The 14,768-nt window shown below is 41.5% G+C and carries 18 protein-coding genes; 5 read left to right on the top strand and 13 right to left on the bottom strand.

The window, feature by feature from the left end; all coding sequences use genetic code 11:
• Positions 1–4: 4 nt before the first annotated feature.
• Both ICL16_RS24455 and ICL16_RS24450 read right to left on the bottom strand, forming a co-directional pair.
• Complete coding sequence (locus tag ICL16_RS24455; protein ID WP_190833131.1) at positions 5–415, bottom strand: response regulator; 411 nt, start codon at positions 413–415, stop codon at positions 5–7.
• A 292-nt stretch (positions 416–707) separates the two neighbouring features.
• Positions 708–1,241, bottom strand: coding sequence for a hypothetical protein (locus ICL16_RS24450; RefSeq protein ID WP_190833130.1), 534 nt, complete (start codon positions 1,239–1,241; stop codon positions 708–710).
• A 100-nt stretch (positions 1,242–1,341) separates the two neighbouring features.
• On the opposite strand from ICL16_RS24450, the gene aroA reads away from it, so the two are divergent.
• The 3 genes from aroA to ICL16_RS24435 all read left to right on the top strand — a co-directional run bounded on the left by aroA (position 1,342) and on the right by ICL16_RS24435 (position 3,662).
• On the top strand, positions 1,342–2,691 hold the full coding sequence (gene aroA, locus ICL16_RS24445; RefSeq protein ID WP_190833129.1) for a 3-phosphoshikimate 1-carboxyvinyltransferase: 1,350 nt from the start codon (positions 1,342–1,344) through the stop codon (positions 2,689–2,691).
• Positions 2,692–2,810: 119 nt separating this feature from the next.
• A complete protein-coding gene (locus ICL16_RS24440) occupies positions 2,811–3,155 on the top strand; it encodes a BON domain-containing protein (protein ID WP_190833128.1) in 345 nt (114 codons plus the stop codon).
• Between the two features lie 141 nt (positions 3,156–3,296).
• Positions 3,297–3,662 carry a sunset domain-containing protein gene (locus ICL16_RS24435; protein ID WP_190833124.1) on the top strand — a complete coding sequence of 122 codons (366 nt, stop codon included), beginning with the start codon at positions 3,297–3,299 and terminating at the stop codon, positions 3,660–3,662.
• 32 nt (positions 3,663–3,694) lie between these two features.
• Here the strand turns inward: ICL16_RS24435 and ICL16_RS24430 are convergent, their stop codons facing one another.
• The 4 genes from ICL16_RS24430 to ICL16_RS24415 form a co-directional block, all read right to left on the bottom strand.
• Entirely contained in the window at positions 3,695–4,657 is a 963-nt protein-coding gene (locus ICL16_RS24430) for a glutathione S-transferase family protein (RefSeq protein WP_190833121.1), read from the bottom strand.
• 41 nt (positions 4,658–4,698) lie between these two features.
• Positions 4,699–4,989 carry an Asp-tRNA(Asn)/Glu-tRNA(Gln) amidotransferase subunit GatC gene (gene gatC, locus ICL16_RS24425; protein ID WP_190833118.1) on the bottom strand — a complete coding sequence of 97 codons (291 nt, stop codon included), beginning with the start codon at positions 4,987–4,989 and terminating at the stop codon, positions 4,699–4,701.
• Between the two features lie 77 nt (positions 4,990–5,066).
• Positions 5,067–5,588, bottom strand: a complete 522-nt coding sequence (locus ICL16_RS24420; RefSeq protein ID WP_190833115.1) for a photosystem I assembly protein Ycf3 — start codon at positions 5,586–5,588, stop codon at positions 5,067–5,069.
• Positions 5,589–5,692: 104 nt separating this feature from the next.
• Entirely contained in the window at positions 5,693–6,361 is a 669-nt protein-coding gene (locus tag ICL16_RS24415; protein WP_190833112.1) for an SOS response-associated peptidase, read from the bottom strand.
• Between the two features lie 202 nt (positions 6,362–6,563).
• Here ICL16_RS24415 and ICL16_RS24410 point away from each other — a divergent pair, with 202 nt between their 5' ends.
• Entirely contained in the window at positions 6,564–7,214 is a 651-nt protein-coding gene (locus tag ICL16_RS24410) for a glutathione S-transferase family protein (protein ID WP_190833108.1), read from the top strand.
• Positions 7,215–7,278: 64 nt separating this feature from the next.
• Here ICL16_RS24410 and ICL16_RS24405 read toward each other — a convergent pair whose 3' ends face one another.
• From ICL16_RS24405 to ICL16_RS24395, 3 genes are all read right to left on the bottom strand, one after another.
• Positions 7,279–7,500, bottom strand: coding sequence for a DUF167 domain-containing protein (locus tag ICL16_RS24405; RefSeq protein WP_190833105.1), 222 nt, complete (start codon positions 7,498–7,500; stop codon positions 7,279–7,281).
• 175 nt (positions 7,501–7,675) lie between these two features.
• A complete protein-coding gene (locus ICL16_RS24400; RefSeq protein WP_190833102.1) occupies positions 7,676–8,218 on the bottom strand; it encodes a DUF2231 domain-containing protein in 543 nt (180 codons plus the stop codon).
• A gap of 78 nt (positions 8,219–8,296) precedes the next feature.
• A complete protein-coding gene (locus ICL16_RS24395; protein WP_190833099.1) occupies positions 8,297–9,037 on the bottom strand; it encodes an LmeA family phospholipid-binding protein in 741 nt (246 codons plus the stop codon).
• Between the two features lie 277 nt (positions 9,038–9,314).
• Between ICL16_RS24395 and ICL16_RS24390 the strand changes: the two genes are divergently transcribed.
• Positions 9,315–10,358 carry a hemerythrin domain-containing protein gene (locus ICL16_RS24390; RefSeq protein ID WP_190833096.1) on the top strand — a complete coding sequence of 348 codons (1,044 nt, stop codon included), beginning with the start codon at positions 9,315–9,317 and terminating at the stop codon, positions 10,356–10,358.
• A 142-nt stretch (positions 10,359–10,500) separates the two neighbouring features.
• Here ICL16_RS24390 and ICL16_RS24385 read toward each other — a convergent pair whose 3' ends face one another.
• From ICL16_RS24385 to ICL16_RS24370, 4 genes are all read right to left on the bottom strand, one after another.
• Positions 10,501–11,694 carry a M20 family metallopeptidase gene (locus ICL16_RS24385; protein WP_190833086.1) on the bottom strand — a complete coding sequence of 398 codons (1,194 nt, stop codon included), beginning with the start codon at positions 11,692–11,694 and terminating at the stop codon, positions 10,501–10,503.
• A 93-nt stretch (positions 11,695–11,787) separates the two neighbouring features.
• The gene (locus ICL16_RS24380; protein WP_190833084.1) at positions 11,788–12,354 is read right to left on the bottom strand and encodes a pentapeptide repeat-containing protein; all 567 of its coding nucleotides are present in this window, start codon (positions 12,352–12,354) and stop codon (positions 11,788–11,790) included.
• A 655-nt stretch (positions 12,355–13,009) separates the two neighbouring features.
• Positions 13,010–14,065 (bottom strand): tRNA lysidine(34) synthetase TilS, encoded by a 1,056-nt coding sequence (tilS, locus tag ICL16_RS24375; protein ID WP_190833082.1) that lies wholly within the window; start codon positions 14,063–14,065, stop codon positions 13,010–13,012.
• A 16-nt stretch (positions 14,066–14,081) separates the two neighbouring features.
• Positions 14,082–14,762, bottom strand: coding sequence for a uracil-DNA glycosylase (locus ICL16_RS24370; RefSeq protein ID WP_190833075.1), 681 nt, complete (start codon positions 14,760–14,762; stop codon positions 14,082–14,084).
• Positions 14,763–14,768 lie beyond the last annotated feature (6 nt).

Genomic DNA, 14,768 nt, shown 5'->3' with positions numbered 1-14,768 from the left:
GAGATCACAATACTTGTTTCGCCACAATGTCTATTAAATCATCAAAAGATGATAACTTTTTAATAAAGTACGAGTGAGCACCTAAGTTGGCGGCTTGAATGACATGGTTTGGGTCATCAGTTGCGCTCATGACCAAAACTGGTAAATTCTTTTTGACATGCTGCTTCACCCATGCAAGTAACTCAAACCCAGACATACCAGGCATATTTAAGTTTGTCAATATCATTACTGGTAATGGATAACTCTCTCTGTTAGAGTAAGGTTCTTTACCCGACAAATAATCTACAGCCTCTAGCCCATTTTTGGCGACTTGAAAAGAGACTGCTAAATTAGCCATCTCAAATGAATCTAGAATTAAAAACCTTGTACTAGGGTCGTCTTCGACTAATAGAACGGTTTTGCAAGCTTCACCCATTGGTAAAATACATGTTTAGTAAAATACTCCATTACATGCAAAATAAATGATTCTGTTTTCCAGCGCTTCTACCGAACGAATTGGTTAATGTTAAGACAGAATGTGATTGTGAATACTTTGCACTATGAACTGTAATTTAGGCGAACCTAAGTATTTTGGATCATGGGCTGCGGTCCACCGTCCTGTCGGTTAAGACTTGATCCCCCCAACCCCCCGAGGATCGGGGGGCAAGGGATCACATCGGCTTGGTGTATTACTAACCCAGAAGTATTGATGCCCCATGCCTAAACTGTTAGTGTTTAATTTCCAAGTTAAGAATGTAACACCCTAGTTGGACTTTTCCTGCCCACAATTCGTATTCCACCTGCAAATGCTCTGGGAGGGGATGTCCGGTGAGGATCAAACTACGAGTAAAATTACGTAAGCGAATCGGTGCGTTGGGTGGCATTGATTCTGTTGGCAACCAATAGCGACTAATGCCATAAATACCACGTTCCCAGAAGTGACGGTAACTCAACTGAGCATTACCTTGCATAGTCATTGTTACGCGGTAAGGAGAAATTTCTAGCCATAAAATTCTCGGACTAGTGGCTTGTGATATTTTGGGTTGCCCTGGAAGTCTAGAAAATGGCTGTTTGGCAAGTATATGATCTTTTGGAGTTGGTTTGGTTGCTTCGGAACTTTTAACGGGTGGTGCAGTCAGTAGTAAATGAAATCTGTCACTGTCTTTTTGATACAGTGTTGCGGCGGTTTCGAGTACAGACCAAATTGGTAGATCGGTGGAAACCAGGGAGAGAGAAACAGGTTTGCGGTGATGAGTTAGCATGGGAGCGAAGCTATGGAATAAAATCAACAAATATCAGTAAAGCTACTGGGTCAAGGAAAGCGGTAGGATCAAGTGCGCAGTTACACGTCAGTTTATCCTAATGTCAGCTTCTGTTATAACCGTACAATCCAAAGAAAACATTTCAAACAACTTAATCATTACTAAACCTGCTTCTGGCGTATCTTTACAAGGGCGTATTCGGGTTCCTGGGGATAAATCTATTTCCCACAGAGCTTTGATGTTGGGAGCCATAGCCCAAGGTGAAACCCAGATTCAAGGACTACTCTTGGGAGAAGATCCGCGCAGCACAGCTAGCTGTTTCCAAGCTATGGGAGCAGAAATTTCGGATTTGAATACAGAATTTGTGCGGGTTAAAGGTATTGGTTTGGGGAATTTAGTTGAACCAATGGATGTTTTAAATGCTGGTAACTCTGGTACCACTATACGACTAATGCTAGGTCTTCTATCATCTCATGCTGGGCGATTTTTTACAATCACAGGTGATGGTTCGTTGCGATCGCGTCCTATGTCTCGTGTAGTTAGACCTTTACAACAAATGGGCGCACAAATTTGGGGACGCAATAACGGAACTCTTGCACCCTTGGCAGTTCAAGGACAGTCCCTCAAACCAATTCATTATAATTCCCCGATTGCTTCTGCTCAAGTTAAATCTTGCATTCTCCTTGCGGGTTTATCAGTTGAAGGTAAAACTATTGTCACTGAGCCTGCGCTTTCCCGCGATCATAGCGAAAGGATGCTCAGGGCTTTTGGGGCGCAAGTGGATACAGATCCAGAAACTAATACTGTCACAATTACTGGTCCTGCTCAACTGACTGGACAATCGGTAGTCGTACCTGGGGATATCAGTTCAGCCGCCTTTTGGCTAGTGGCTGGGGCAATTGTACCAGATTCTGAGTTGATGGTGGAAAATGTGGGGGTTAATCCTACCCGCACTGGTGTTTTAGAAGCGCTCAAGATGATGGGGGCAGATATTGAACTGGAAAATCAGCGCGAAGTTGCTGGAGAACCTGTAGCTGATATCCGGGTACGTTCCAGTCAAATACAAAGTTGCACTATTGCCGGAGATATCATACCCAGGTTGATTGACGAAATTCCCATTTTAGCAGTAGCGGCAGTTTTTGCTCAAGGAACCACAATCATTCGGGATGCAGAAGAGCTACGGGTAAAGGAAAGCGATCGCATTGCGGTAATGGCGCAGCAACTGAACAAAATGGGCGCACAAATTCGCGAATTACCTGATGGGATGGAAATTACTGGTGGAACACCTTTAACTGGTACGGATGTGGATAGTTTTACAGATCATCGCATTGCCATGAGTTTGGCGATCGCTGCTCTCAACGCCAATGGAACTACCACAATCCATCGTGCAGAAGCTGCTGCCGTTTCCTACCCTGATTTTACCCCCACGCTACAAAAAATTTGTAGTTAACACGTTGTAGAGACGCTCCGGCGGAGTGTCTCTACATACAAATTACAGAATTTCTTTAGTTGTTTTTTCCCGATCTACTTGTAATTTGTATGCTGGAGTGTTAATTAGGAGTGAATTCTATGGGTTGGTTACAAAGACTTTTCGGCTTAGAAAAACCGGCTGATGCTCAAGTTAACCCACAAACAGTTGCGACTGACGAGTCCACTGGTGAAACCATTGCTCCGGAGCGAGTAGGATTAAATGGAGAATATGACCAAAGTGGTTTAGCCAAAAGAGTCGCTCTCGCTTTTGATGAAGACTCTTCGTTTGATGATCTTAATTCTCTCTGGGTTGCTCAAACTGGTAGCACAGTTGTGTTAAAAGGTCAAGTCCCCAGTCAAGAAATTCTCGATCAGTTGGTTAGTGTTGCCCAAGGGGTAAGCGGTGCAAGTGATGTTAGCACAGATCAAGTTTCAGTTGGGTAGAGGGTATTTTCGGAATTAGTTTTTCTTAAACTAAAATTTCTTGACTCTGGGCATATGATCGTGTTTAAAATCTAATCTCTTAGGCAACATTCCTATAGGCGTGTTGCCTATCTTTATTCTTTAATCTTTACCTGCAGTAAAATGAACAACCTACTGCCTAAATCAATCATCGGGTTTGCATTGTTAACTACCCTAACCCTTGTTGGCTGTAACAGAAATGCTCAAGAACCCACTGCTAGCACAACTGAAGCTCCAGCCGCCACATCTACTACCCAATCAACGACTGCAACTAACGTCAGCTTACCAACAGAAGCACAAAAACTAGGGGTTAAACCTCAAGGAGAAACTACTTGTCCGAGCAATGCGCCTGTTAAGGGTAAGGTAACAAAGAAGCGGGGCAATATCTATCACGCTCCTAAAACACCTGATTTTGATAAAGTGAAGCCAGATATTTGCTTTAAGGATACGGCAACTGCGCAAAAAGCCGGCTTTAAAGCACCTTCGTAGATATTGTGTAGAGACGTTCCGGCGGAACGTTTCTACAAATGATCGCGATTATGGGGCGCATCAAAATCAATCAATGGTCCTTTGGGTACGATGCGAGTTGGGTTAACATTAGGGTGGCTTCTGTAATAATGCCGTTTTATATGATCAAGGTTGCAGGTTTCTTTGACTCCTGGTTGTTGGTAGAGGTCTTTAAGATAATTCCACAAATTAGGATAATCTATAATCCTACGCAAGTTGCATTTGAAATGCACAGAGTAAACTACATCAAAGCGAAATAGAGTGGTGAACATACACCAATCTGCTTCTGTAATCTGGTTTCCACACAGATACCTTTGATTAGCTAACACTTTTTCCCAATGATCGAGAGCATCAAATAGCTCTGTTACTGCTTCATCATAAGCTAATTGAGTTGTAGCAAATCCTGCACGATATACACCGTTATTTATTGGTTGATAAATGGCGTCTATTGTTTCATCAATGACTGTCTGCAAATTTTGGGGATAAAAGTTCACATCCGGTTTGGCGAATTCATTAAATTCTGTATCAAACATCCGGATAATTTCACGGGACTCATTATTGACAATTGTGCTTGTTTGTGTATCCCATAAAACAGGAACTGTTACTCTTCCGCTGTAGTTAGGGTCAGCTTTGAGATATATCTGCCAAAGATATTGAGTATGATTGACTGTATCAGGAATTGTACCTGGTTCGTTAGTGAATTCCCAACTGTTGTCGTGAATTTCTGCACCTACCACCGACATGGCGATCGCATCTTCCAATCCTTTTAACTGACGCATGATAGCTGTGCGACAAGCCCAAGGGCAAGCCCAAGAGATGTAAAGGTGATAGCGTCCTTTTTCGGCTTTAAATCCACTAGAGCCATCTGCTGTAATCTGATTGCGGAATGTGGTTGATGGTCGAATAAATTTACCTTCAGAGTCTTCTTGATCCCTTTGGGGTATCCACTTACCGTCTTTGAGGATTCCTAAACCCATAATTTTACTCCTGGGAAAGACGCCCCACCGGGGCGTCTCTACTATTGTTCGTTAAGGATTTTTGGTACTTTGAAGAAATCGCCTTCTTGCTGTGGCGCACTTTGGAGAATGGCTTCTCGCTCAGGATAAGGTTGTAACTCATCCGTTCGTGTCACATTGCTCACATCAATAGCGCGTGTGGTTGGTGGTACATCAGTAACGTCCAATTCGCTCAACTGTTGAAAATAGTCTAGGATATTTCCTAGCTGGGTAGTAAATTGCTCTTCTTCTTGTGCTGTCAACTCTAAACGAGCTAGATGAGCTACTTTGCGTACTTGTTCAATATCAATCATAATTCACTCACTGGTCATTGGTCATTGGTCCTTAGTCACTACTTATTATCAAATGACTTAGGACAAATGACTTAGGACTAAAAATATACATCAATTTGCGATCGCCCGGTTGTTTTCAGCCAGTTTTGGGCTTCGATGTAGTTATTGGGAGCCATGCGAATAGCTCTAATCCAATAGTCAGCGGCTTGATCGAACAGTGCTTCTTTTGCGTCTTCGTCTCCTGCCTCTTTTGCCTTTTCACCCTGGTAATGGTAAATTACTGCAATGTTATTCAGGGCTTGAGGCAGACGGGGGTTGCACTCTAGTGCTTGATGATAGAGTTCCAAAGCTTTTTCATGTTCGCCGTTGCTGGCATAAATCAACCCCATATTGTAGAGGATGTAACTGCGATCGGTAGTATCTTCCTCTAGTTCTAGAGCTTCAAGGTAGTTTTCTAAAGCTTCGGCATATTCTCCTTCTGCTTGTGCCGACATCCCATCCCGGTAATAAACAAAAGCTTCTTTAGCTTTTTTATTTGCTGGCAGCATCTTTAAAATTATATCTGCCATTACTGTAAAGGATTTGTCAATAAAGTTATCGTTTTTCTGAGTTCTTGGCATATTACGCTGTGTAATTACTTGTCTCGTAAATTACTTATTGAAGTAGCTTTGTTGTGAGTATTTAATTACTCATTGTTTATTCTACTAGTTTGTGTCGCTACTTCTTAGGATAGAGGCATGATGCAATCTTGACTATTATGTTTAGGATTATTTACCAAAGTACTAACTGGATAGGCAGTCATTGCTTCTGATACATAAGGTTTCAAGATTTTTTGTAAATCCTCAGGTTTAAAAACCTTTTGGTCTAACCATAAATCGTAATCCTGTTCTTGAAGAATCACTGGCATCCGCTCATGGATGGGTTGTACTAATTCGTTTGCTGTAGTTGTCAAAATTGTACAGGAATTTATTTTTTGATTTTGTGGGGATTCCCATTGCTCCCACAACCCGGCAAATGCAAATTGTTTTTTATCTAACAAATGAAAATAAAAAGGCTGTTTTTTGCCATTTTGCAGCTGCCACTCGTAAAAGCCATCTGCTATAACTAAACAACGTCGATGTTTAAAAGCCGAGCGAAAAGCTGGTTTTTGCGCTGCTGTTTCCGATCTAGCGTTGATTAGTTTTGCCCCGATTCCGGGATCTTTTGTCCATGACGGAATCAGCCCCCAGCGCAACTGTTCGATTTCGCGATCGCCGCGAACAGGGTTATGTAAAACAACTTCTACCATTTGCGTCGGGGCAATGTTATATTTAGGGTCTTGATGATGTTGTTTAACTTGGAAAGCTTGGGCTATTGCTTCAGGTGACTGAGTTAGAGTGTATCTTCCACACATACTTATCTTTGACAGTTAAGAAAAGTTAACTCAATAATGATTGTTACAACTAACACTTTGAATTTTCATTTCTTAAAGAATTCTATGTGAACTCAAAGTCTTAGATATATGTATATCTTATCACACATATTTGTTTTTTAAACTAATATGCTGTATTTTACTCCCATGATTAATCATCCACTTCATCCCAATATTTGTTGGCATGGAAATCTTGCGATTGTATGATTTTTTACCTTCAGGCAATGGTTATAAAATTCGTCTTTTATTAGCACAAATTGGTATACCCTATGAAAGAATAGAAATTAATATTCTCAAAGGAGAAACTAGAACACCGGAATTTCTCAGTAAAAATCCTCATGGAAAAATACCAATTTTAGAAATTGAAATAGGAAAATACTTGACAGAATCAAATGCCATATTGCTGTATCTGAGTGAAGGCACTGAGTATTTACCATACGATCGCTTTCTCAGAGCACAAGTATTTCAATGGCTATTTTTTGAGCAAAATAGTCATGAGCCTTTTATTGCCACATCAAGATTTTGGATTTCTATTCTCGGTAAAGCTTCAGAATACACAGAAGCACTTGAGCAAAAACGCGAACCGGGTTACGCAGCGCTTAAGGTAATGGAGAATCATTTAACAAACCACAACTTTTTTGTGGGGGAGCGTTACACTATTGCTGATATCTGCTTATTTGCTTACACTCATGTAGCTGATGAAGGTGGATTTGATTTGACACGATTTCCGGCGATTCAAGCATGGATAGAACGAGTCAAGACTCAACCTAGATACATGCCCATTACTCAAATAGTCAACGATGATTTCTGGGTTCCTGACTTGGTTGAAGATTAGGGAGTAGGGGAGTAGGGGAGAATATATTTCCCTCATTCCCTCACTCAGACACTCCCTCACACTCTTAAATGTCAATTTCAATCAACTTTTGTCGTCCGGATGAACCAGATTTGATTTTGACAGATGATTTTGGTACAGCAAATTTTTCGGCTAATAGCTTGATTAATTCTTCATTGGCTTTACCGTCTACAGGTGGTGATTTTAAGCGCACAGTTAAACTACCATCTGCTTGTTCCTCAATCTGACTTACTTTAGAGTTAGGTTTAACCTTGACTCTTTTTTGCATAAAATTTCCTTTGTAAAGTCCAGTGTAGTACTTAAAGAAAAAGCCCATCGCGATAACGATGAGCAGGGATACTAGACTATAAAACCTTTGAGTTGGTGAATAGTGCATTTTTGCTCAACTAGGGATTAGTGAATAGGTACTAGATCATAGTTTTAACACTAGCCCCTAGTTTCAACTACGGGTAATTTGGACTACCGTTGCCAATCACAGAAATTTTGTGTCTATAAACTAATTCACCGCCGTACCAGCCAGAAATACCAAGTAGCGTGCCTGTAATTACTGAAATTACCAGTCCCCAAGGCAGTATGGGTGATACTGGATTGTTCCAGCGCAAAACCAAGTTAATAATTGTTAGTACCAAGATGGAAATGTTAAGAATTAAGTGCGCCCAGCCTGCGGTACGCTTGCGGACTCTTTCTATTCTTAAAAAGTCGAGCATTCCAGTTAGGGCTGCGGCTAAACCTCCGACTAATCCACCAATGATTAGCCAGTAAGAAGCCCTTGCCCAGAAAACATCACTGGTAAACCAGAAGGTGACATCACTGAGTAAGGCTCCAACGAGAAAGGCTATTGGAAATTGTACCAGAATGGGATGAATGGGATGTCCGGCGATCGCCACAGTACTTGGTACACCAGTGTCACGAAACTCTCTGCTATCACTTTCTAAAAAAGCCGGAATATTTGGGTATGGTGTTGTGGTTCTTTCTTCAGTTTCCATAATTCCTATTACTCCAAATGATATAAAGGTTAATTTTTACTAAGAACCGACGTGATTGCTGCCATCTCTAGCTGATTATTATGCTGAAGGAATTTTTTCAACATAAGCTTCAGCTTGCAATATTAGTTTACCTGTTTCTACATTCAGTTGTTTAACCCGCAGGCTCATTCCTGACAAATCAAAGTTACTGAGATTTAAAATTTCGCTGGTTTGATTAACCATTGCCTTTGTCAGTTCAGGCGATATTTCCTGAGTGTTACCATACTCAACATTTTCTAGAGAAACTGTTTGTCCATTAGCACTAACACGGGGAATTGCTGAAAAGGCGACTTGGTGGGTTTCGTTAGTTTCTGTTAACAAAACTGTTGCTGAAAGTGCTACTTTCCCATCACCAGGTAAGCGAAAATCAACATGTTGAGGAAAGATAGTCTGTAATTGCCCATTAACATGAATTTTTTGGCTTTGCAACTGTGAACGGATATATTCAGAGTTAAAAGCGCGGTGGATATCGTCTTCGGTTAAAACAACCCGCGCACTTGCTTGGGTAGGTTTTGTTAATTCGATTTTACCAAAAGCAGCACTAAGGGGATTGATGGCGACCCCACCCATTTGCATTTTTAGCTCATCCATCCGAAGGTCTTTTTGCATTACCAAACCTTCGCCTTCTATTTTGACTGCATCTACCTCTCCCTGAACCAATTTAACCGGATCGGTTTTAATATCTACATCCAAATTTTCTACTTCATCTAACTGGCTAGATATTCCTATTTCTGCCGCTTTATTCAGCGCCTGTTGTCCTAGTCCAGGACTGTCGGGCATTATGACTAATCTCCTGTTTAAATATCCTTGCGTCAATCTAGAAAATTGCTATGCAAAATTAATCTATCTAACGATGGAGTATAGCTGATTTGATTATCTATCTAAAAGAATAAATACAAATTTTTCTGGTAGAAACGCGATTAATAGCGTCTCTACAATTGTTTTCTATCTAGAGTGTTGGGTGTTATCGTTCAAAAGAAAGATGGAGGACTACTAATTTTTATGACAACCTTGAAACTAGCAATCATACGAAATTCTTTTGAGAGGAGAACTAAAAATGGTAGCAACTTTAGATGACACCAAGCGCTCTGCTATTGCTGTAAAATTAGCAGATATAAAAGCAGTTCAGCAGTTACTGATCGAGAATGAGCAACAGTTTATTGGACAAGTAACCGATTCCGAAGTTGCTAATAACCTGCGGAATATGCTTGAAACTGACCAGAAAAACTTGGGTATTCTAGAAACAGTCATCGGTCAATATGGTATTCAAGCTCAGCCCCAAGAAACCATTACACAAATGGTAGAAAAGATTCGTGAACTGATGAAAGGTTCCAAGCTGAGCTTGTATGAAAAAGTATTCCAGCATGAACTACTTAAGCACCAACAAGTAATGAGTGGCTTGACAATCCACAAGGCTGCACAAAAAGTAGGTGCTGACGTGATGTTAGCGATCGGACCTTTGAATACAATTAACTTTGAGAACCGCGCTCACCAAGAGCAACTCAAAGGTGTTCTCGAAATATTGGGTGTACGCGAACTAACTGGACAAGATGCGGATCAGGGTATTTGGGCAAGAGTCCAAGATGCTATGGCAGCATTGAGCGGTGTATTTGGTAGTGCTGTTACCCAAACTACCGACAAGCAGGATATGAACGTTCAAGACGTTATCCGTTTGGATCACAACAAAGTAAACACCCTATTTACCGAACTGCTAGCTAGCAACGATCCCCAAAAGATCCAAGAATATTTCGGTCAAATCTACAAAGATTTGAGCGTTCACGCAGAAGCAGAAGAGCAAGTAGTATATCCTGCAGTACGTCCTTTCTACGGTCAGAACGATACTCAAGAATTGTATGACGAGCAGGCTGAAATGAAGAAGAAATTAGATCAAATCAAGGCTATCAGCCCCTCTTCTTCTGAATTCAAAGATCAAATCAAAAAGCTAATGGATGCTGTTGGCGATCACATTCGTCAAGAAGAAAGCACCATGTTTGCTGCAATCCGCAACAACTTAAGCACTGAGCAAAGCGAGCAACTGGCTACCCAATTTAAAGCTGCTAAAGTCAAGCTTCAAGAAAAAATGGGTGTAGTTAGCAAATAGAAGAATTAGTTAGACATAGAGATGCGTTTTGTATCTCTATCTAAAGTTTTACCGGGGTGTACTGCCCATCTTGCACAGGCAGGAAACCTGCTAAGTTATCTTTAAAACTCCCAACACCACATGTTGGGAGTTTTTCTTCATCCTACTCTGCCTTGAGCCTTTCTTCTTGCCAGTACTTGTATGCTGTATAAGCAAGGGTTACAACTCCGGTAACAATGGCAGATTCATCAACTTCAAATAGGGGATGATGTAGTGGGTAATTAATCGCTCGATCTTTGTAGCCTACACCCAAACGAAACATGGAACCAGGGGCATGTTCTAAATAAACAGAAAAATCTTCAGCACCAAGGGAAGGTTCGGGTAAGACTTGAACGCGATCGCTACCCCATGCTTCTTCCCCTGCTGATTGGAACAAAGAAGTCAGCGCATAATCATTTTGCACGCTGGGTACACCGCGACGATAATCGACTTGATATTTAGCGCCGTAGGAATGACATACGCTAGCGACAATTTTTTCAATCCAGTTTGGTAGATTGGCACGAGTTTCTGGGTGAAGACTTCGCACTGTTCCCAGCAACTTTACTTGATCGGCAATTATGTTTGGCGCTCTGCCGCCACTAATTTGACCGATACTTAGTACGACAGGACGCAAGGGATTTTGTGTGCGACTAATTGCTTGTTGTAATGTAGTAACTACTTGGGCGGCAATCCAAATCGCATCAATTGCCTCGTGGGGACGAGCACCATGTCCTGATTCACCGATAATGATAATCTCTAATGTATCGGTTGCTGCTGTCAATGCTCCGTAACGTATACCAATTGAACCTGCGGGGATCGAGGGAAAAACGTGAACACCTAAAATAGCTTTCACCTTGTCCATCACCCCATCTTTTACCATCCAACTGGCACCTTGGGCGATTTCCTCTGCGGGTTGAAATAAAAACCGTACTGCTCCTGGTAATTCTGCCAATTGTGATAGTACCATTGCCGTTCCCAAGCCCACCGTAGTGTGAACATCATGTCCACAAGCGTGCATGATGCCGATGCTGCGAGAGCTAAAATCTAAACTAGTACGTTCGAGGATTGGCAAGGCATCCATATCAGTACGGATAGCCAGAACTTGTTCAGAATTACTATTACCCGGTAATTCTCCAATTACGCCAGTTTTGCCTACTCCCTCTTGCACATGAAGACCACTAGAAGATAATACACCAGCAACAAATGCAGATGTTTGGTACTCCTCACCGCTCAGTTCTGGGTGAGAGTGGATGTGACGGCGAATTTCAATTAAGCGGGGTGCTAGTTTTGTCGCTAAGTCTTTAATACGGGTAAGCATTAGTCAATTAATTTACTAGTACACACTCTTTTCCATCATAGAGAAAGTTGAACAGTTAACTGTTATTTGTTAACTGTTTGTATTTTTACTTAGTTACTCTGAGTAGCAAGTTGTACCTAGAGTATTTTCTGGCTTGAATGTGTTACAATCCCGTTCAGTGCCACGTTGCAAAGACCACCAATAAAGTTTGTCTGAGGTGACAACGCCAGAAGACAACGTTGTCAGGCGAAAGTTAGCGCCTCGGAAATTAGTGAACTGCGTTTGTGCACCTCTCATATTAGCGGCTTCTAAATTAGCACCTAGCAACCCAGTGAAAGCTAGATTGGCATTTTCTAGCATTGCCGACCTGAGATTTGCACCAGTCAAGGTAGCATTGCTTAAATTTGCCCCTTCTAATACCGCACCTTCCAAATTTACACCTGTTAAGTCAGCATTTTTCAGATTAGCTCGAGATAAATTGGTTTTGCTTAAGTTCGCATCCCGCAAATTTACACCAGACAGATTAGCTCCAGATAAATCTGCTCCACTCAAATCACATCGAGAACAAGTACGGGTTGCTCTTAACTGCTCCACGTCTTGCTGATTGAATGCTAGAGTTGGCTTTGTGAACCCAAAACAAGATAGTAATACTACAAAACTACCGACAATCCGAAGATTCATATTCTTTATTGATAACTTAGGTGTTGACAATTTCCACAATAGTGTATTGCTATCGTTACATACCCAACCAGTCTCGCAAACTCCCACTGTGAAGAATTTATAAAAAAGTTATAAACGTTACGTAAATTCTGGTATGAGTACTTGGCAATGGGATAAATAGTTCATAGAATAGAATCATCAAGCGATATACCGAAACTCTATACCGAAGCATAGAACTCCCTCAAGCAATAAAATGCAGCGAGGGAGTCTCTTATTTTTGATGATTTAGCCGCCTTGACTTATGTAAGGGCTCATAGCTTAAGTCAGAGTTACGCTGACTCAAAGAGTTACGCTTTGAGATTATTTGGATTAGAAGCATTATGGCATCTCAAGTCATTACCCCAGTTTTGATGATTGAACCCTCCTGGCTGCCTTCGTTCTGGAATTACTATTGAAAAAGTCGATGGAGTTAATCTCGTTAAGTTTACATCAGAGCTACATAATCGTTTAGAAGAACTGCTGGAGAAGCGGAAAGCTGAATTACTGACTGCGCATTCTTGAAGCTGAATATGCCGCAATTGCTGAATTGGAGAGAATTCTCACTTTTGTTAATGCTAAACTAATTGCCAGTCGTGACAGTTAATGAAAGTACTCGGCAATTTGTGCGCGAAAGTTTCTACAATCTAAAATTTCTGAGGTAAATCCAGTCACCATCTACAGAAGCGTAAGCACCTCCGGGAAATGGATCTGTTTGCGAACGATTTGGTGCTGTAATTAAAGCTGTTAGTTTTTCAATTTGCTCAAAACTAGGAGAAATCTGAAGTATTTGTTGCAAACAGTAGCGCATCACACGACGTTGCAAAGCAAGTGGTGCTTTCTGTAATACACGACGATTCAACGCAACTAGCCCCCACCCCCCCTTGCCCTCCCTTAATAAGGGGGGGTTTGGAGGGTTGGGGGGATCTCCACTGTCACTCAATTCTGTCATCGCCTCTTGCCACAACTGATAAGCAGCTTGTTCTAAATATTCCACTTCTGCTTGCAAAAGTTCGGCAGTTTGGGCTAAAGCTGATTCAACTTGGGGGTTGAAATTTGAGCGCAAATATGGTAATAATTCTTGGCGAATGCGGTTACGAGCGTATTTTAAATCAAGATTAGTTGAATCTTCCCATATTGGGAGTTGAAATTCTTGGCAAAATTCGGCTGTTTGTGTGCGAGTGACTTCTAAAAGTGGACGCACCAGCACTATGCCATCGGTAAGTGGGCGTTGCCAAGTTAAGGATTGCAAACCATCAGCACCAGTACCGCGAATTAAATTGTAAAGAACAGTCTCAGCCCGATCGCTGGCTGTATGACCTGTAACAATGCAGTCAAAATTATGATTGATCGCGATCGCACTTAAAGCTTGATATCGCCAATCGCGTGCAGCCGCTTCACTATGTAAAGGCTCCTGAGCAATTTGTAAATAAAACTGACTACCCCAAGTTTTCGCTAAGTTTTCTACGTGGTGGGCATTTGCTTGAGAATCAGTCCGCCAACGATGATCGCAGTGAGCTACTGCCAAATCCCATCCCCATTTCGGTTGTAAATCTAACAGTAATTTAATTAAACAGAGAGAATCTTGCCCACCGGAGACGGCAACTAATAGACGCTGATTACGTCTAAAGAGTTGGCGAGAGCGGATTTGACGGTGTATCTTGGCATGAAGGGGAGTCCAAAGGGTGCTGGGCATTGATAATTCTACCCGGTTAAAGGTCTGGAATCTGCCAATCAATCTCTGGCTTATTTAAAGATTGCAGTGCTAAGTTAATCGCTGAAAAAGGTTTGCTGCCAAAAAAGCCATTGCGTGCAGAAAGTGGCGAGGGATGTGCAGATTGAATAATTTTATGTCGTTTTGTATCTATTAACTTTAGCTTCTTTTGTGCATACCCACCCCATAAAACAAAGACAACAGGCTCCTCCTTTTGGTTAACTTTGCTGATCACCGCATCCGTGAAAGTCTCCCAACCTTTGTTTTTATGGGAATTCGGTGTATGCGATCGCACAGTTAGCACCGCATTCAACATGAGAATACCTTGTTTAGCCCATGTTACCAAATATCCATTGTTAGGAATATTAAACCCAACATCATCTTTGAGTTCTTTAAAAATATTTACAAGTGATGGTGGAGGCTTAATTCCCGGCTTGACTGAAAAGCATAAACCGTGTGCCTGGTTTTCATCATGATAGGGATCTTGCCCCAGTAACAAAACATTTACCTGTTCATAAGGTGTAAGTTCAAAAGCTGAAAAGACATTCTCCTCAGGTGGATATATCGTGTATTCTCGTCTTTCCTCTTTCAAAAAATCTTGGAGTTGACGAAAGTAGGGTTTGTCAAACTCTTCAGCAAGTACTGCCTGCCAAGATGCCGGAAGCTGGTGATAAGTCAAAATGCC

The sequence above is a fragment of the Iningainema tapete BLCC-T55 genome (genome assembly GCF_014698965.1).
GTDB classification, from domain to species: domain Bacteria; phylum Cyanobacteriota; class Cyanobacteriia; order Cyanobacteriales; family Nostocaceae; genus Iningainema; species Iningainema tapete.
This window is presented reverse-complemented; position numbering and strand designations above follow the sequence as displayed.